This window comes from Microcoleus sp. AR_TQ3_B6 (assembly GCF_036702785.1).
Lineage (GTDB): Bacteria > Cyanobacteriota > Cyanobacteriia > Cyanobacteriales > Microcoleaceae > Microcoleus.
Genome location: NZ_JAUBVJ010000122.1, coordinates 1 through 18,710, shown reverse-complemented (window position 1 = coordinate 18,710; position 18,710 = coordinate 1). Strand labels below are relative to the sequence as shown.

Genomic DNA, 18,710 nt, shown 5'->3' with positions numbered 1-18,710 from the left:
GGTTTTTGGCTGGCATTTTTGTATTGATTGACTCAACTAAATTTTTATTATACCCTATTTAAAGGCACAACAGCTTAATGACAGGCAAAACAGTTGGATTGGATGTCGGGATGAAAGAGTTTTACACTGATTCCAATCGCGAAGTAGCTCCCAATCCTAAGTTTCTGCGTAGAGGTGAAGCACAGCTAAAACCTGTCCAACGTCTTGTAAGCAGGAAGGTAAAAGGTGGGTCAAATCGCCAGAAAGCTAGAGTGATTTTAGGTAAGCGACATCTCAAAATAAGTAGACAATCGTATTGCACCATGCTATCTTGTTGGCAAGGTGCGCAATCACATCAAACGATGTAGTGGTTTATAAAGATTTGAGAGTGTCCAACATGGTTAAAAATCACTGCTTGGCAAAATCAATTAGCGATGCTTCTTGGCACCAGTTCAGAGTGTTATTAGAATATTTGGGAAAAGTGTTTGGTCGGATTACCATTGCGGTGAACTCTGCTTACACCAGTCAAGAATGCAGTAATTGTGGGGAAGTCGTTAAAAAATCTCTATCCACCCGAACCCATATTTGTAAATGTGGATGCGAGATGGATAGAGATCGTAATGCCGCAATTAATATCCTGAATCGCGGGATAGGTACGACGGGGCACGTCGGAACTTCGATCCTAGAGATCGTAAACGCTTAGGGAGACTGGATCTCTGGGGTAGTTGCGGAAACGTTCTTAATTTAAGTCCGATCTACGATCTAAGAATCCTTACGCCTTCAGGCCTAGGAGTGTCAAAACAAATATCTCACAACTGTTGAAATAAATCACCGCTGAATCAAAAGCACAACTGTCTGCAAACAGCCGACAAAAACACCCAAAATGCCTCCTAAATTTACAATTCCCTGCAACTCGCTTTGGACAATTCCCTGAATAGCTAACTCCAACTCTTGCGGAGAAGTACCTTTTACTCGATCGACAATCACCTGGTCGATATTCAAAATCGGGATAGCCTGAGCTACAATATTTTCTAAATCCCGCTCTAAATAGCGCTCTAAAACCAAAGCCAGTTCTTGGCTGACAATTCCGAGGGAAGCGCTCATCACCGCTGAAGTTTGCAATCGCTTCAGAAGCAACCGCGAAATATTTTCCCAGTCAATAGATTTGCTCAACCCCTCAAGTACGTCTGTACCCCGCTGTTGAACGTAGGTGCGAACACTGTCGCGCATAGTTTTTCGCAACTGTCTGACAGTCGAAACCGGTAAATTTTGCATCGACAAATTTTGCAGCCATTCCTGAATTCGCCCGCGAATTCCCAAAGAAATAGTTAACTCTGCTAACCGCTGATTGGTCGCTTCTCTGTCATCCAGACAAAAAGTCCGCAGCCGAGTTAAAGTGTTGCGCAAACCAAACAAATTTGCTACTACCCAATAAGTGCCGCTGGTTTTTTCTCGAAACCCTTCATCGATGATCGAAATATTGCGATCGGTCAAAAAGTCAATTAAAGCCTGCCGGAGCACTTCTGGGGGTATTACTACCTGCAACAACCAATCAGCAAGCTGAGCCGACTGAGATTCTGTTAGCTGAAGCTCCAGCAAAACTTGGTCAAAAATTTGATTTAGCTGAGCTTCTAAAAAATCTTCCCGTCGCGCCAAAACTTTGAGAATTCGCGGCACAGATTCTCCCAGCAAATCTCGCAGAATGTTAGCGAGAATTTTAGCGGTTTTTTGCTCTGCGTCTGCTTTTACCTGATCCAGCGCCAACTGCAACAGCCAGAGTATCACCGACTGCATCCGCTCGGTTTGCAGGAGGCGGCGCGCTAAGTTTTGCAGCTCCTCTGGCGTCAGCAGCGAACCCATAATTGTGTCGGAAATTCGCTTTGCCAAGCGCTCTTGGTTGCGGGGGATCAAGCCTGGAGTGAAAGGCAACTGCCGCCCTTTGATGTAAATAGCTCGATAGGGGCGGAACAGCATTTTGATAGCTATATCGTTAGTGAAATAGCCAATAATTCCTCCCACTACAGGTGGGGCAAACAACAGCCAAATGTCAGACGGATTCATAAGGGATTAAAAATAGGGTAAGGTGCACAGGGAGCATTGCACCATACTGTTAGACGGATGATGTGAACTACCAAACGTTGACCGATACGGCCCTACAGTGCTGGCTTCCTGATTCAACGGGGATAGCGTCTAACAAAACCGAAGTTTTACTAGCCCGACTTACATCCCCTCCACAGGCAGAAGCGCTAGTTCCTAACGCCAGAATCCGCAAGCCTTCATTTCTGATATTGATTGCTGCATTTACATCACGGTCATCGTGAGTACCACAATGCTTACAAGTCCATGCTCTTACATCAAGCGTGAGATTATCAACGCGATTCAGGCATAGATGACAGGTCTTTGATGAAGGAAAGAATCGATCAATCTCGATATACTGTTTTCCTTCACTTTCAGCCTTGTACTTGAGCATGGTGCAGAACATCCCCCAGCCAACATCACTAATTGCTTTGGCTAGATTATGGTTTTTGACCATGCTCTTGATGTTGAGATTTTCTACTGCAATAACTTGGTTTTCGTTGACTATCTTGCGGGATAGTTTGTGGAGAAAATCTTCGCGGCATCGGGCAATTTTGGAGTGAACTTTTGCCACAGCCAATCTTCCTTTATTACGGTTTTGGCTACCTTTCTTTTTGCGATATAGCTTTTGCTGTTTCCGTTTTAAGTTGCGTTGACGCTTGATAAAGTATCTAGGGTTATCAAACTTAGAGTCATCGCTAGTAATAGCAAAGTGGGTCAATCCCACATCAATACCAACAGCTTTGCCAACTGGTATTAATTCGGGATTGGCTTGGCCATTATCAACTAGGACAGATACAAAGTATTTACCATCAGGATTACGAGACACGGTGACCGTTTTGATATCACCTTCAAAATTACGATGACGCTGACAGTACACCAATCCAATCTTAGGTAGATTGATCGAATCATCATCAAACTTGACATTTTGGGGATAGCTAATCGACTGCCTACCATGCTTTGACTTGAATCGTGGCAACATTGCCCTTTTATCAAAGAAGTTTTTATAAGCAGTAGATAAATTCAAAGCTACTACTTGCAAGCATTGAGAATATGGGTCTTTCAACCATTCATATTCTTTCTTGAGTGCTGGCAATAGTCCTTGTATATATCCTCTAGACAACCCCTTGCCAGTATTTTTATAGGTCTCTTGGCACAAGTTTAAGGCATAGTTCCAGAACCATCTCGCACAGCCAAACGACCTTGCAAGCGAGGCTTCTTGCTGGCTTGTGGGATAGATTCTGTATTTGTATGCCTTATACATTTATCAAGACGAAGAAATACTGATAAGAATATTATAGCAAATAAGAAGTCTATTGATTCGCTGTGGCTCTATTTACTTTCGGGCTGCGCTTTCATCCCGTCGCTCATCCTTGTAAACGGATAGAGCGCGGGACTTCCGGTTCGCATTTGTTAAACTGCCAGGATTTTTAGTCAGGTACGCACACTCCTCGGTACACCCTACAGTTAGAGTAATGATTGAGAATACCAGCATTTTTAGTAAGGTGCGCGCACTCTTAGGTGTACCCTACTGTTAGATAGCTGATTTAGACTGCAAACATTTTTAATTTTCAATTCCTTTGGCCAGTACCAATACTCCCATCATAGCTCCAGCAATAGGATAGTGGGTGGCGGTGGCAAATCCGGCTTTGTTGGCGATCGCGACTTGCTCCTGGCCGATCGGGAATTTTTCTAAACTAGGATTAATGTAGGCATATTCTTGAGTCATGCCAAATTGCTGAGCAATGGGCACTACGAGAGTGTCTAGATAAAACTGCTGAAAGCTCCGCATTAGGGAATTGCTGGGGCGGTGGAGGTCGAGAATAGCTGCTTTTGCACCGGGTTTGAGCACGCGGTGCAATTCCTGAAGACTGCGGGGGATGTCTGTCACGTTGCGCAGCCCGTAACCCATTGTGGCGCAGTCGAAGTAATTGTCGGCAAAAGGCAAGTCTAGGGCGTCAGCTTCTACCCAGGAAATGGGACTTGCAGGGGTGAGAAAAGGTCTCGCGCGCCTGGCCGCAACGGCTAATTGTTCGGCAGAAAAATCTACTCCAAATACGCAACCGGTAAGCCCTGCTTGTTTTGCCAGCAGCAAAGCTAGATCCCCGCTGCCGCAGCACAAGTCTAAACAAGTATTTCCGGGGCCGGCACTGCTCCATTTCACCGCCATAAGCTTCCAAATTCGGTGCTGCCCAAAGCTCAACCAGTCGTTCAATTGGTTGTAAACTGGTGCAATTCTATTAAATATAGTTTTAATTTGTTCGGCGTTATTAGTCATTACTCATTTGTCATTGCTAATTGGTGATTGGGGAAAAGGTTATTGGTAATTAGTAATTGGGGAAAAGGTGATTTGTCAGCCGGAACAAATAATTAATCCGTCCATTCATGTCATGCTGTCGCCAGTCATTAATGCTTTTTTATTTGTTAGCGATCGGTGGTCTTTTGTCCTGAATCATTGGTTTGCTATCATTTTCGACTCAAGACACAGAGCCGACTAATGACTAATGACTGATGACTGATGACTAATGACTGATGACTGATGACTGATGACTGATGACTGATGACTAATGACTAATGACTGATGACTGATGACTGATGACTAAGCACCCTGAAAACTCGTCAATACCAAAGCAACTTCTTGAGCGGCGAGGTGAACTGTTGTGAGTTCGTCGGGACGCAGGGAACAAGGCTGCTTCCACTGAATGGAAATCAGGGCGATCGATCGACCTTTGTGAATCACCGGGACGCTCAGGTGAGCTTGAATGCCGGATTTCTGATAGTGCGGCAGGCTCGCTAGGGCTGTGTCGTTCGCAATATTCACAGCACCCTGAATAGTTTGAGAGGCGATTGCCTCTCGAACCAGAGGGTCATCTGCCAGCCAATTTTCCACAGTTTGGCTGGTGGTGTGACTGCCTTGGACTGGCATTAAAACTGTTCCTTCCACCAGTTGCAAAATGCAAGCATCCGCCAAAAAATTATCGCTTATAGCAGTAGCAATTGGCGGTAAACTTGCTTCCAAACTCGGATTATCCACAGCCGTTTGCATGATTGTTGCTAACAGTTGTATTTGATTTTGGGCGCGGTGTAATTCCTCTGTTCGCTGCTTGAGAATTTCATAAGTCTCGGCTGCCTTTTGCACCACCATTTTCAATTCGTTCGGATCCCAAGGCTTGGTAATATACTTGTAAACCTGTCCTGAGTTAATGGCATCCACCAAGTCTTCAATGTCCGTAAAACCAGTCAAAATAATTCTGACCGTATTCGGAAACTGGGGCACGGTTTTGCTCAGAAACTCGGTTCCCTTCATTTCGGGCATCCGCTGGTCGGAAATGATGACGGCGACCTCGCCTTCGATGCCGAGGACTTCCAAGGCGCGAATTCCGCTCTCAGCTTTGAACACGTTAAAATCTCGTCGGAAAGTGCGGTAGAGTAAATCCAGATTGTCTGGTTCGTCGTCTACTACCAGCATTTTGGGCTTTTTCGGTCGGTGTAGGGTCATGAGCTGGCGTTTAATTTGATCTAGCTCTGGAATGGCATTATACATAACAATACGATAAACTCCCGTTTATCAATTTAGGCGAGCAACTATTCTGTAACAATAGTCTCATAACTCACTTACTATCAATCTATCGCTCTGCCGGGACACGAGCCTTGCCGGTCTCCAATCACACATAACTTAGCGCTGGTTTTTGATTCAATTATGACTGATACACCGCAAGATTCCTCTCCTGCTGCATCTGCACCCTCCACCAATGCTGTGGATGTGGAAAAGTTAATTCGATCGCTCCGCCGAAAAGAAGGCACTTGGGTAGAGTGGGGACAGGCCTGCACTGCACTCCTAAAAGCTGGCTACAACTCTCAAAGAATTTTTGAAGAAACTGGTTTTGAGCCAATTCAGCAAAATCAAGTGAGCGTCGCAGCCCAAGTCTACACCAGCATGGTAAATGCTGGGGCTTCCGACGAAGTTCGATCGCACTTCCTGGCCAAAGGTAGTGATATCTTATACGAGTTTCGGATTCTCTCTCAGGTAGAACGGGCCGGGGCGGCCGCTTTGATGCTAACCCACAATTTGGATGTTGACGATGCTCGCCAAGTTGCTAAAGCGATCAAGGAGTTTTCGCACTTCGGGAGTCTTCCCCAAGGGTTCACAGACACTCCCGGCGATGCTATGGCTTACCAATGCTGGCAATTGGCGAGACAGAAAAGCGATTTGCAAGAGCGATCGCGCTTAATTGCTCGGGGTTTAAAATTAGCTAGCAGCCAAACCGCTAGGGCGCAAATCGAGCAGTTGCTCGTCGATTTTACCGTAGTTGCCAGACGGGAAGCGCCCCGCTTGCCCGTCTACCGGCTCGATTCTGAGGAACAATTGCCCCGAGTTGTCCCCGTTGTGGGCAAATTGCCACTCTCGACGACAGATTTGCTAGCAGTGCCTTTGCCGGAGGAAATCGAGCCCTTCCGAATGGTAAAATTTTCCGGAGCCGGAGCTTGGGTGGCGATTCCCGGATGGCAGGTAATTTTGAACGCTGAAGATCCGGTGGCGGTTTTGGCAATGAGCGATAGATTGCCGGTACCCCTGCAAGGCAAAGTTGAAGAAGTTTTGATTATTGCCGATCGAGCCCAAAGACACTGGGATCCTGAGAGTTATTTCCTCGCCGATAACGCGGGCAATTTAGAATTGTACTGGTTTGAACAATCCCCACATATTCCTATTTTGGGGCGAGTTGTGCTGGTGATGCGACCCAAAAAGATTGTTGATGAAGATTATACCAAAGATGGGTGGCAAATAGACGATTAGAATTACGGACTCGGCCATTGAAATCGCTCCTACACAAACTTTCGTTCCAGCAGAGAGGGACTAAGAAATCAAGGGGCTAGAACTTACGCACGGGTGGGTAGAAACCGGGTTTGGTCGCGCGTCTACTTCGCCCGAGCCCGCAGAGCCAGTAAAAAATCCGGTTTCTAGGAGTCGGAGTCCGTCCAGGAATGGAGGCGATTTAAGCCGGATTTGATACAGCAACCGCGCCCCAGGCTGAGGGCGTTTTTAATTGCACAAACATGATCTCAAGATTGATTCTGCCTTCTTGCTTCTGCTACTACATGACTAATTTGCAGCCGGCGGTTTCGGTTCTTGAATTTTCGTAACAGACTGCTGTTTCTTAAACCGATTAAAGCCGTAAACCGCAGCCGCAATTAACAGAAAATAAGGACTATAAGCCAACAGCCAAATACCCAAACCAAACAAACCGAGCGTTAATTCACCCACAGAATGAGTCGCTTTCCCCCAAGTTTCCTGAACCCGCAAACCTAGAGAAGGTTCCGGAGTTTGTTGAGCCGATACTGCCGCTTCTAGAGTTAAGCTAATAGTCGAATAGGCTACTTGATTTCGCAAACTTTTTAACTGCGCGTCAATGCGTTCGATCGACTCCCGAATATTGCTCAACTCTTGAGAAGCTTTGAGCACATCGCCGACAGAACCCGATCGCTCCATAATTTTTAACACCATTTCTTCCGATTTGCGGAGGTTCCGCAGTCTAGCCTCGCTGTCAACTAATTGCTCGGTAACATCTTGAGCCGTCAGAGAACGGTTCTCTACAGTGCCGAGTTTTGCCAAAGCCTCTAAAGTAGTTTCTAACCGTTCTTGAGGCACGCGAATCTCCACAGACGCCGTTTGGCGGACACTGGAATCCGGAGGCTTTTGATTTTGGAAACCCAAGATATCGCCTTGCTGTTTTTCGACAATATTAGTAACAGATTTAGTGGTGGCGTCAATAGATTTGACAACTACACTGAGTTCGGCTTTTTTAATCAGTTGGGGACGGGTTACCGGAGTTTCTGCTGCTTTTTTTGTTACATCAGCAGTTTTTGACCCTGCGGCTGCTCGCTGGGCTGCCGGTGGGGGTGGTGGAGCCGATGCGGCAATTTCGTTTTCACGGCTGCTGGGTGAAGCTGCGCCGCCTGTAGCGTTGGGCGGTGGAGATCCGCAGCTTGGCAAAGCAATGGCTGAAGATAAAGTTAAGAATACCGCCACAGCAAAGCGAGTTGTGCTGATGTTGGTTTGGTTTGGGTTTGGCTTGTGCGGCGAGGAATTGGTTTTGAGGTGAGTTTTCATTGAGGGTTTGTCCTGTAAAAAAGGTTTGGGTATTGAATTTTAGGCGGATTTTAATTTAAGCTCAAATAGATAGCGTTAGTTTAGCTGATACCAAAATGGAAACGGTAGAGGTTGAAGATTTGTTTATTTTTAACCGCAGATGAACGCAGATAAACGCGGATGTAATAATGACTGATGAATTTGATTCTGATTTTATGGGATCGACAACGAATATCGATCGCCCTGACAACATTTCCTCTGGGTTAGACTCTGTGGCCGTTTTGCGAGAACAAGCTTGCCATCAAATTCGCTCATCCTTGCGTGCGGGCCAGCAGGACATGGCGGACTGGAAAGGCGGCCCCCTTGCTGTTTCAGCGGTTCCCGGGGCCGGGAAGTCTACGGGAATGGCTGCTGCGTCGGCAATTGCGATCGCCCGCAACGGGCTTCACAACCGCCGCCAGTTAATTGTCGTGACCTTTACGCGATCGGCTGCTGCAAATATTAAAGCTAAAATCAGAGAAAGGTTGGCAGAATTATCTTTATCTCAAGGTGGTTTTGCCGTGCACACTTTGCACGGTTTAGCTTTAAATATTGCGATGCGCCATCCCGATTTGTCGGGTTTAAATTTAGAAAATTCGACTTTAGTGACTCCGACTCAAAGTCACCGATTAATTCGGACTTGTGTAGAACTGTGGATAGCCGAAAATCCCCGCAGATATCAAATTTTGTTGGAAGGACAGCAATTCGACGGAGAGGAAACGGAGAGGCTGCGGCGACAATCAGTTTTGCGAACCGAGATTTTACCACAGTTAGCTAAAACTGTGATTCACGAGGCGAAATCTTCTGGTTTGTTTCCCGAACAGTTGTTAGAAATGAGCACTGTTGCTTCTGGGGACGGTTATGAAATTTTAGCGGTAGCTGGGGGTTTATATCAAAAATATCAGGCTTTGTTGAGGAGCCGGGAATTCATCGATTACGACGAGATGATTTTAGCAGCTTTGCGCGTGTTGGACAATCCGAAGGCGAGGGCGATCGAGCAAAAGCAAGTATTTGCCGTTTTTGAGGACGAAGCCCAGGATTCGACACCTTTGCAGACGAAGCTTTTGGAAACATTGGCGATCGATCCAGAGCATCCTAACTCACCTCCCAATTTTATCAGAGTTGGCGACCCAAATCAAGCTATCAATTCTACTTTCACTCCCGCCGATCCCATTTATTTTAACAAATTTTGTGATGAGTGCGAAATCAAGAATAAGTTAGCAACAATGGACGGTGCAGGCCGCAGTACGAAGGTGATTATCGATGCAGCTAACTTTATGTTGCAATGGGTAAATGGCTCGGAATTAGCCAAAATAGAAAAACCTTTTCGCGACCAAACTATTAAGCCAGTACCCAGTGATGACCCGCAGCAAAATGCCAACCCCGCCCCCCTCGGTCGAGGCTTAGAATTGTATACTCCCCGCGATATTTACCATACAGTTGAGTTAATTGGCAAGCGAGTAATTGAGTTAGTTGAGAAATTTTTACCAGCCGATTTTGAATGGGGAAGCAATGAAAAAAATCCCGAAGCTGGGGGTGAAGCGAGCGATGGGGAAAATCGCCAAAAATTGCCGTTAGAAAATCTTAAATCTATGGCTGTTTTGGTGCGGGAAAACAAACAAGGCAAGTTTATCAAAGAAGTGCTGGAAAATCCACAAAAAAACGGATTAAGCTTTGATTTGCGCAAATACGGGATTAAAATTGAGGATGTGGGAGAGCGCGACCGACATTCTCAAGTACCTTGGGAAATCTTAACACTGCTGCAATTTCTCGATCGCCCGCACTCTCCAGACTACCTGAAAGCAGCATTAAAGATTTTGAGCGATCGGCAACTCATCCCCAAACAAGACTACAATGCTTTTGCTACCAGCCCCGAACAATTCCTTTACCCAGGCCCCCTCGACCCGAAGCAGTCAGAACCAGTGCGCAAATGCCGCTATTTTTGCTGCGGTTTGCTGGAAGCTCGCTTAGAACTGCCACCCTACCAAATCATATCATTTTTAGCCTTGGCGCTGCAATACGACCAAACAGAATTAGCCACCGCCGACAAATTAGCAGAACGAGTAGCAATCCAAACCGCCGGCAACAATTCAATGAGCAACATTTTGGGTGTAATCAGCGAAATTGTCAGTTCCGAAAGATTTGAACCAGTCGATGCAGACGATAAAATAGAAGAACGCTACACCAGCAAAGGTCAACTCACAATTATTACCATGCACAAAGCTAAAGGATTAGATTGGGATTGCGTTTTTATCCCATTTTTGCACGAACAAACCATCCCCGGAAATTTGCGAGTTTTGCCGCAAGCTAGATTCTTAGGAGATTTCACATTATCAGAAGTAGCGAGAGCGCAAATTAGAGCGAGTTTGCACGAAAAATATCCTTTGCCAAATCTGGGCGAAGCCTGGGAACAAGCAGATTATTTGAAAAAAGCAGAAGAGTTTAGATTGCTGTATGTGGCGATGACCAGAGCAAAAAGCTTATTGTGGATGTCGGCGGAGAAGAAAGGACCTTTTAGTTGGAACAAACCGGAGAATTTGCAGGAGCAAAAACCTTGTCCGGTAATGCCTATTTTAAAGCAGAGATTTCCAGGTAATGCGATCGGGTAAATTTGGGTATTAGTTACTAAGAGAGATTTTTTAAACGAACCGCGAAGACACGAAGGACGCGAAGATTGAGAAAAGAAGAGAATCTTTAGCAAAAAAACATACTTGTAGGGGCAGGTTGAACCCAAAATATTGGTATAATGCTAACAATCTCTCTCAAAAACTTCTCCTCTCTTCCTTCGTGTTCTTCGCGTCTTCGCGGTTCGTTTAAAAAAATATAGTTCACAAATGAAAGAGAATTGCTAGAGAGCAAAAATTGCACTAAAAATCGCTATGACCAACTCAGAAATTCGCACAACTAACGTCACAGTTCCCAACGGAGATTTGCAAATCGCCGCTTACCTAGCCCAACCCGCAGCATCCGGGCAATTTCCCGCAGTTATTGTCATTCAAGAAATCTTTGGCGTCAACTCGCACATCCGCGAAGTTACAGAAAGAATAGCAAAAGAAGGATATGTGGCGATCGCCCCAGCCATTTACCAACGTCAAGCCCCCGGCTTTGAAACCGGCTACACACCAGAAGCTATCAAAATCGGCAGAGAATACAAAGAAAAAACCACAGCTTCCGAACTTCTCGGCGATATCCAAGCCACCATCGATTACCTCAAAACTCTACCCTCTGTCAAACAACAAGGTTTTGGCTGCATCGGTTTCTGCTTTGGAGGGCACGTCGCCTACCTCGCCGCTACTTTGCCCGAAATCAAGGCTACAGCGTCGTTCTACGGCGCCGGTATCGCCACTCTAACCCCCGGTGGCGGAACCCCCACGATCGCCCGCACAGCAGACATTAAAGGCACTCTCTACGCCTTTTTTGGCACTCAAGACCCCAGCATTCCCTTAGAACAAGTTGAGCAAATCGCCGCCGAATTGCAAAAACACAGTATTTCTCACCGAATTTTCCGCTACAATGCCGATCACGGCTTCTTCTGCGACCACCGCGGCAGTTACGACGCTACGGCAGCAGCCGACTCGTGGAGGCAGGTGAAGCAGCTATTTCATCAGCAACTTCAACCAGCTTAGAGAGTGGGAGATGGGGAGATGGTTCGAGTGGGAAAATTTTTCTACTGACAACAGACAACTAAATTACTGACAACAGACAACTAAACTGACATGAATTCCAAATCTACAGGTTCTCAAAGCGCAAAAGCATCCTTTTCAATGGATGATTTTGCTAAAGCCCTCGAACAGCACAATTACGAGTTCCAGAAGGGACAAGTAGTGCGCGGCAAAGTGTTCGAGTACGACTCAAACGGCGCGTATGTTGATATCGGCGGCAAGTCTTCGGCTTTTTTGCCGATCGAAGAGGCTGCTTTGAGAACAGTAACGGATTTGTCGGAAGTGGTTCCGCTCGACGAGGAACGGGACTTTTTGATTATCCGCGAACAAGATGCAGATGGCCAAGTTACCTTGTCTCTGCGGCAGTTACAAATTCAGCAAGCTTGGGAAGATTTAATTGAATTGCAGGAAACCGGTAAAGTTCTTCAGGTAAGGGTTTCTGGCGCAAATAAGGGCGGCGTGACTGTAGATGTTCAGGGAATGCGCGGTTTTATTCCCCGATCGCACTTAGTGGAACGCGATAACATAGAATCGCTGATCGGTCAATCTTTGAGCGTGAATTTTTTGGAGATCGATCGCGAGCGAGAAAAACTCGTACTTTCCCAGCGGATGGCAACTCAATCAAATGCCTTCAGGGATTTGCAAATCGGTCAGTTGGTGGAAGGAAAAGTCAGCAGCATCAAGCCTTTTGGCGTGTTTGTGGACTTAGAAGGAGTTAGCGGTTTGCTGCACATCAAGCAAGTCAGCCAAAAATACATTGATAACCTTGGAAAGCTTTTTGCTCCCGGTCAACCCCTGAAAGCATTGGTGGTTGACCTCGATGAAGGTCGCGGCCGGATTTCCCTTTCTACTCGGGTACTGGAAAATTACCCAGGGGAAATGGTGGATAAAATGGCCGATGTTATGGATACCGCAGAAGAGCGATCGGAACGTGCTCGAAAAACTCTTTCTTAAGTCTTGACGTAATTAGAACCCCATCTCCCGGACACCAATAGGAATGTAGGTTTAACCGCAGATAAACGCCGATAGACACAGATAAAATCCCATCCGCGTTCATCTGCGTTCATCGGCTGATATCTGCGGTTAAAAAATCCCCATCAAACTAATCTACTTTCTTCTTGATTCCCCATCAACCGGAAACAATCTCACTATCAACAGTCAACAGTCAACAGTCATTCTGGTGCAACCGGAATCGCTCTAACATGACTCGCAATTGTTTCACTCTCCACCGCGGCTTCCACTGGCCAAGAATTCTCCATTTCTACTGTTGGTTTCGGCTGATAAACTGCCAAGTCGAACCAGAAAGTCGTACCCACATTAACTTCGCTAACTAAATTAATTTTAGTGTGGTGCTTGTCAATAATATTTCTGACAATAGAAAGACCTAATCCCGTTCCTTCTAAAGTGTGTACTCGGTTTTCTACCCGGAAAAAGCGCTCAAAAATTGCTTGTTGATCTTCGGGATCTATGCCAATTCCAGTATCAGAAATTTCGACCCGCACTACCGGAAAATGTCCTGCCTTCGGTGACAAGGTGTGGTTCCCGGATTGGCCGTCTTTGTGGGTAGCCGCCTCCGAGTCTAGCAAATACGCTCGAATTGCCACCTTGCCGCCGGATTGCGTAAATTTTAAGGCATTTCCTACTAAATTTGCAAATACTTGCAGCAGCAAATCGTAATGACCTAAAGCAGGTGGCAAATACGGGTCAACTTGTTGCTCTAATTCGATGCCTTTATCCTTAGCATTCAACTGATAAGTCCGCAGGGTTTGTTCTACAGCTTGCGGAATGTCAACAGCGTCCAAGTGATAAACTCGGCAGGATTCGAGCCGCGACAAATCTAACACGTCGTTAACTAAACGAGTTAGTCGATCGGTTTCTCGATTGGCAATTTCTAGGAATTCCCGGCGCTCGCTTTCTAGAAGGTCTTCTCCGTACTCGTGGAGAGTCTCGATAAAAGATTTGATATTAAATAAAGGCGTTCTCAATTCGTGAGAAACATTGCTGATAAAATTGCTTTTAGCCTCATTTAGTTCAACTTCGCGAGTGATGTCCTGCACTGTCATGGCAATGCCTTTGAGACTTTCCCGGTAATGTCCGGAACCTTGATGCTTGGAGGTTTGCTCGTAGAAAGTACACTCTACAGCTACCGGGCGTTGCGGCTCGGTACAGGTATCTTCTTCGTGGCGGACGCAGCTTCTGCACAGGGGTTCGGCACCGGGCGCTTTGTGCAGAATGACAGTAGTTAAAACAATCCGAATTGTACGGTTGACTGGTTCGCTCATCGAGATGCGAAATTCGCCGCCTTCGAGTTCGCCCGCCACTATTTGGTGGAGGGGTCTGGCCAACTCCTGCTGAACTTCTGCAGGTAAAATGTTCAGAACATTGACTTTGAACGCATTTTTACCTTCCCATCCAAAAATCCGCTTCCCCGTCGGATTAACTAAAATCACCTGCAAATTTGCGTCCAGCAACAGCGCCCCGTCAGCAATAGTTGAAACCAAAGTTTCTAACTTCGCTTTTTCCGCTGTCAACTCTTCAATATTTTGTTCTTCATAACTTTCTAGTTTCTGGGCCATCTCATTAAAACTGCCGATCAACTCGCCCAATTCTCCACCCAAAGGCAGGTCAACTCGCTGCTTAAAATTCCCGCTGGCGATGTTTTTGACCCCAAAGACTAATTGTTTGATCGGCTGAGTAATTGTCAGAGCATTAAATACCGCCCCCAAAATTACCATCACCCAAATTGTGACAAATACTGCTAAAGTGACATCCCTAGTCAAATTTGAAGAGATAACTGCTGCGGGATTGGGGTTAATGCCGATCGCCAAAACTCCCAAATATTTGTCTTCATGAATTAACGGAACAAATACATCGGTAACTTCTCCATCTGGCGTCAAATGCTGCCGCACCAAAGGCAAAGAAGTTAAATTTCTCGCCTCAATATCGGCGAGGAAATTATCGGGAAGTTTGATCTGGCGGCGCAGGGTCAGGGAAGTTTGCACCTCGGATTCCGAAAAGGGTATCCCCAGGAAAATATCCCCCGCTTCGTCAGCGTAAAGCATATAGCGGACGCTGGAGGTGCTGCTGTAAAATTGGCGGGAAAAGCGGGCGACTTCGGAGCGATCGTTTTTGGCAATCAGCGGCGCCACATTTGCCGCCAACAGCAGGCCGAGGTCGCGGCCGTAGCGAGTATCGTTAAGTCGGGCGTCTTGCTGGATAGTATTCACGGCCCAGAATGTCAGGCCGCTCATAATTAACGACACTACGAGGGTAGCACCGGCCATCAGGCGGGTCTGGAGGGTAAAATCCGACCACCAGCGGGCTATAATTTCTCCGATTTTGTTTAGTATGGCCAGCATTTCACCAGTTCACCAGTTCAATATTAAAAGCAAGATCAATTCAGTTGGGTGCCGATCGAATTTTCTGCTGCGACTTGTCCGCTATCGCCACCGCAGAGATACCAAACTTCATTGTTACATTTCTACATTGAGATTGCTTCGCTTTGGGATGGGGGCAATAGGGCGCAATTCCTAATTTTTTTTATCGCCCAGCGCTCGGCGGCCGATGTCCCGGCGGCAGTAGACGCCTTCAAATTGGATGCAATCAACTGCGGCATAAGCTTTGGAGATAGCTTGTTCCAAAGTTTCTCCCGTCGCAGTGACGCCCAAAACCCGGCCGCCGTCGCTCACCAACTGCTGGTGCTTCAACTGGGTGCCGGCGTGAAACACTTCTGCTCCTTTGGCTTCAGCTTCCTCGATACCTGTAATAACTTTGCCTTTTTGATAACTTCCCGGATAGCCCCCAGAAGCCAAAACTACGCACACAGAAGCCCCCGACTTCCAGCGAATAGAATTTTCACCGAGACGCTGCTGACAGCAGGCCAGCACCAAATCTTCCAAAGGAGTTTCCAGCAGCGACAAAACCGCTTGAGTTTCCGGGTCTCCGAAACGGCAGTTGAATTCTAAGACTTTGGGTTCTCCTTCGGGGGTAATCATTAAACCTGCGTAGAGTACACCCCGGTAGTCGATTTTGCGTTTTTGCAGTGCTGCGAGGGTGGGTTCGAGAATTTCTTCTTGAATCCTTTCCATGAGTTCCGGGGTGACAATGGGCGCTGGGGCGTAGGCTCCCATACCGCCGGTGTTTGCTCCCTTGTCGCCTTCGCCGATAGCTTTGTGGTCTTGGGCCGGCAGCAACGGTTCCACTGTGATGCCGTCGGTGAGGGCGAGAATCGAGACTTCTTGACCTGTTAAGAATTCTTCGATGAGGACTCGGATGTTGTCGGTGCCGAATTCGCCTCGGAAAATGGTATTGATGGCGCTGTGAGCCATTTTGACGGTGGTGGCAACGGTTACTCCTTTGCCTGATGCGAGTCCGTCTGCTTTGATGACTATTGGGGTTCCTTGTTCCACAACGTATGCTTTGGCTGCTTCTGCGTCTGTAAATACGGCAGCTTTGGGTGTTGGGATGTCTGCTTCGAGCATCAATTCTTTTGCCCAGGATTTGCTGGATTCAATTTGGGCGCCGGCTTTGGTGGGGCCGAAAATCATCATTTTTCGCTGTAGGAAATAGTCGGCGATGCCTAGCGATAGGGGCAATTCGGGGCCGACGATGACTAATCCGATGTTGTTGACCATCACAAAGCGTTCGATGCCTTGGAAGTCGTCGATGTTGAGCGACAGATTTTGACAGCCTTTGGTGGTAGCTGTGCCGCCATTGCCCGGTACGCAGAATACTTGTTTAATCCGCGTAGATTCTAGCAGTTTTTTTGCGATCGCGTGTTCGCGACCTCCGTTTCCCACAACTAAAACTTTCACAGTATCCTCACCTATAAATTTTGTTCCCTGAATGTCTGATTTTCAGTGTTTGCACCTTTCTATCTGCTTTTTGCAGTGCTGTCAATTATGCCATGCTTGGCGATCGCCAATTGCTAGATGTGGCACTTTTCTGGAGGGGTGGGGCTCGATCGCTGTTTCCCAAAGGCTGGGATCGTGCAATAATTAAAGACTTTAGCCGCCCAATTTTTCTGATTTCTGCCTTGATTTAATCATGCAATTAAAACTATTTTTTTGTTTTTAACTCTTCAATTACTGTAATTCATCCGGGGGCAAATAGCGATAAGATAAGCAGGTTGACTCTGCGGAATTTTACTCACATGAAATCAAATCAAACCGCTGCCAGTTCGTCTGCCAAATTTAAGCGGGTGGGCGTTGTCGGCGGCGGCCAGCTAGCTGCGATGATTGGGGATGCTGCTAGGGCGCTAGGTATTGAATTGGTAGTGCAAACTCCCCATGCTACTGACCCGGCAGTTTCTGTTGGTGCTGGTGCTGTTTTGGCGGCTGTTGATGATGTTTTGTCTACGGCTCAATTGGCGGATGGTTGCGATGTTATTACTTTTGAAAATGAGTTTGTGGATTTGGAGGGTTTGCGGCCGCTAGAACGGCAAGGTGTGTTATTTCAGCCGAGTTTGTCGTCGCTTTCTCCTTTGTTGGATAAGTACGTTCAACGCTGTTATTTACAAGGTTTGGGTTTGCCAACTCCGAGGTTTTGGGAATGGGATTGCAGCGCGGATTTGCCCCCGGAATTGTTTGAGGCGGTTGCGCTCGATTTGGAGGCAATTTCTGTTTCCGACAGCGTGCAGATTGAAGCAGACTCGAATGCTGGATCGCTCGACTTTCCCTTTGTCGTCAAAGTTCGCCGCCACGGTTATGACGGCCAAGGTACTTTTATTGTTAAGGATCGGGGGAGTTTTGAGTCAATTCGTGCTAAGCTCAAGGGTCAGTCTTTGCTAGTGGAAGAGTTTGTGCCGTTCGATCGCGAGTTGGCTGTGATTGCAGCTCGATCGGCAACTGGGGAAATTGCAATTTATCCAATCGTAGAAACCCAACAGCAAAATCAAGTTTGCCGCCTGGTGATTGCACCTGCTGATATTAGTTCAGATGTGAAAACAGAAGCAGGTGCGATCGCCCGCACTCTCCTCAACAGTTTGCAAGCTGTCGGCGTATTCGGCATTGAATTATTTTTAACCACCGACAATAAGCTGTTAGTCAATGAAATTGCACCCCGCACTCACAACTCGGGACATTTTACCATCGATGCCTGCGAAACTTCACAATTTGAACAGCATTTGCGTGCAGTTTGTCAACTGCCTTTAGGCAATTCGGATCTGAAATGTGCAGGCGCTGTGATGGTAAATTTGCTCGGCTACGAGTCGGCTGAGTCCGATTATTTAGCAAAAAGAAAACAACTGGCACAAATCAGCGGTGCTTTTGTACATTGGTATGGTAAGAAAGTATCGCGTCCCGGCCGCAAACTCGGTCACGTCACAGTTGTGTTCGACGCGGACAAGGTGGCTCAGGGGCGATCGTCAGCCGAGGAGCTCGCTCAAACCGTAGAATCCATCTGGTATCCAAGTTAAATTGCTCGAAGGTTGCCAAAATCTGGTTAGTTGGTATATATTAAATAAAGGTTCTACTGCGACGTTGGTGACTGCCAATAATGTTTTTTTGATCTATAACTCTTAACTCTAGGGAATCAAGATGTTCGCGCAGCAGTAAACTGGGCTTGTACCCAGAAACTTTAAGCACGGGCCACGGTACCCACCTGGTAGAATACCAGGTCAAAAGCTGAGGTAAGACGGCGTTGCGGGGAGCCATTAAAATTTTGATTGAGATAGGCGCTGTGAAATATGGCTAGCCTATTTTTTTTTGTTTAATTGGGAATTGGGAATTGGGAATTGAGCATTGGTAATGGGGAATTGGGAATTGAGAATTGGGAATGGGGAATTGGAAAGGCTCTCCTGAGTTTATGGTGTAAAATGTACCTAATAATACATTTACCGTTATGAGCTTCCATCTAGACTATCTATT

12 protein-coding genes, 1 other RNA gene and 1 pseudogene are annotated in these 18,710 nt (G+C 46.7%); 7 read left to right on the top strand and 7 right to left on the bottom strand.

From position 1 onward, the window contains the following. Positions 1-77 precede the first annotated feature (77 nt). Positions 78-682 (top strand): annotated as a pseudogene (locus QUB56_RS33710) (RNA-guided endonuclease InsQ/TnpB family protein); the annotation flags it as partial. Positions 683-807: 125 nt separating this feature from the next. Here QUB56_RS33710 and QUB56_RS33705 read toward each other — a convergent pair. From QUB56_RS33705 to QUB56_RS33690, 4 genes are all read right to left on the bottom strand, one after another. Further along, positions 808-2,040 carry a DUF445 family protein gene (locus tag QUB56_RS33705; RefSeq protein WP_332960704.1) on the bottom strand — a complete coding sequence of 411 codons (1,233 nt, stop codon included), beginning with the start codon at positions 2,038-2,040 and terminating at the stop codon, positions 808-810. A gap of 67 nt (positions 2,041-2,107) precedes the next feature. Next, entirely contained in the window at positions 2,108-3,319 is a 1,212-nt protein-coding gene (locus tag QUB56_RS33700) for an RNA-guided endonuclease TnpB family protein (protein WP_332960703.1), read from the bottom strand. Between the two features lie 300 nt (positions 3,320-3,619). Beyond that, on the bottom strand, positions 3,620-4,333 hold the full coding sequence (ubiE, locus tag QUB56_RS33695; protein ID WP_332960702.1) for a bifunctional demethylmenaquinone methyltransferase/2-methoxy-6-polyprenyl-1,4-benzoquinol methylase UbiE: 714 nt from the start codon (positions 4,331-4,333) through the stop codon (positions 3,620-3,622). 321 nt (positions 4,334-4,654) lie between these two features. Next, on the bottom strand, positions 4,655-5,599 hold the full coding sequence (locus QUB56_RS33690) for a response regulator (protein WP_332960701.1): 945 nt from the start codon (positions 5,597-5,599) through the stop codon (positions 4,655-4,657). 156 nt (positions 5,600-5,755) lie between these two features. Here QUB56_RS33690 and QUB56_RS33685 point away from each other — a divergent pair, with 156 nt between their 5' ends. After that, positions 5,756-6,850 carry a RuBisCO accumulation factor 1 gene (locus tag QUB56_RS33685; protein WP_332960700.1) on the top strand — a complete coding sequence of 365 codons (1,095 nt, stop codon included), beginning with the start codon at positions 5,756-5,758 and terminating at the stop codon, positions 6,848-6,850. Positions 6,851-7,156: 306 nt separating this feature from the next. Here the strand turns inward: QUB56_RS33685 and QUB56_RS33680 are convergent, their stop codons facing one another. Continuing rightward, positions 7,157-8,164, bottom strand: coding sequence for a DUF4349 domain-containing protein (locus tag QUB56_RS33680; RefSeq protein WP_332960698.1), 1,008 nt, complete (start codon positions 8,162-8,164; stop codon positions 7,157-7,159). A gap of 167 nt (positions 8,165-8,331) precedes the next feature. Here QUB56_RS33680 and QUB56_RS33675 point away from each other — a divergent pair, with 167 nt between their 5' ends. The 3 genes from QUB56_RS33675 (at position 8,332) to QUB56_RS33665 (ending at position 12,798) form a co-directional block, all read left to right on the top strand. Then, on the top strand, positions 8,332-10,791 hold the full coding sequence (locus tag QUB56_RS33675) for an ATP-dependent helicase (protein ID WP_332960697.1): 2,460 nt from the start codon (positions 8,332-8,334) through the stop codon (positions 10,789-10,791). A gap of 270 nt (positions 10,792-11,061) precedes the next feature. Next, complete coding sequence (locus QUB56_RS33670) at positions 11,062-11,808, top strand: dienelactone hydrolase family protein (protein WP_332960696.1); 747 nt, start codon at positions 11,062-11,064, stop codon at positions 11,806-11,808. A gap of 90 nt (positions 11,809-11,898) precedes the next feature. Further along, positions 11,899-12,798, top strand: a complete 900-nt coding sequence (locus QUB56_RS33665) for a S1 RNA-binding domain-containing protein (RefSeq protein ID WP_332960695.1) — start codon at positions 11,899-11,901, stop codon at positions 12,796-12,798. 218 nt (positions 12,799-13,016) lie between these two features. Here the strand turns inward: QUB56_RS33665 and QUB56_RS33660 are convergent, their stop codons facing one another. After that, positions 13,017-15,203, bottom strand: coding sequence for an ATP-binding protein (locus tag QUB56_RS33660; RefSeq protein ID WP_332960694.1), 2,187 nt, complete (start codon positions 15,201-15,203; stop codon positions 13,017-13,019). A gap of 171 nt (positions 15,204-15,374) precedes the next feature. Further along, positions 15,375-16,658 (bottom strand): phosphoribosylamine--glycine ligase, encoded by a 1,284-nt coding sequence (gene purD / locus QUB56_RS33655; RefSeq protein WP_332960693.1) that lies wholly within the window; start codon positions 16,656-16,658, stop codon positions 15,375-15,377. 338 nt (positions 16,659-16,996) lie between these two features. On the opposite strand from purD, the gene QUB56_RS33650 reads away from it, so the two are divergent. Together QUB56_RS33650 and ssrS are read left to right on the top strand one after the other, a co-directional pair. Beyond that, complete coding sequence (locus QUB56_RS33650; protein ID WP_332960692.1) at positions 16,997-18,259, top strand: 5-(carboxyamino)imidazole ribonucleotide synthase; 1,263 nt, start codon at positions 16,997-16,999, stop codon at positions 18,257-18,259. A 50-nt stretch (positions 18,260-18,309) separates the two neighbouring features. Further along, positions 18,310-18,496: non-coding RNA, 6S RNA (ssrS, locus tag QUB56_RS33645), on the top strand. Positions 18,497-18,710: the final 214 nt, after the last annotated feature.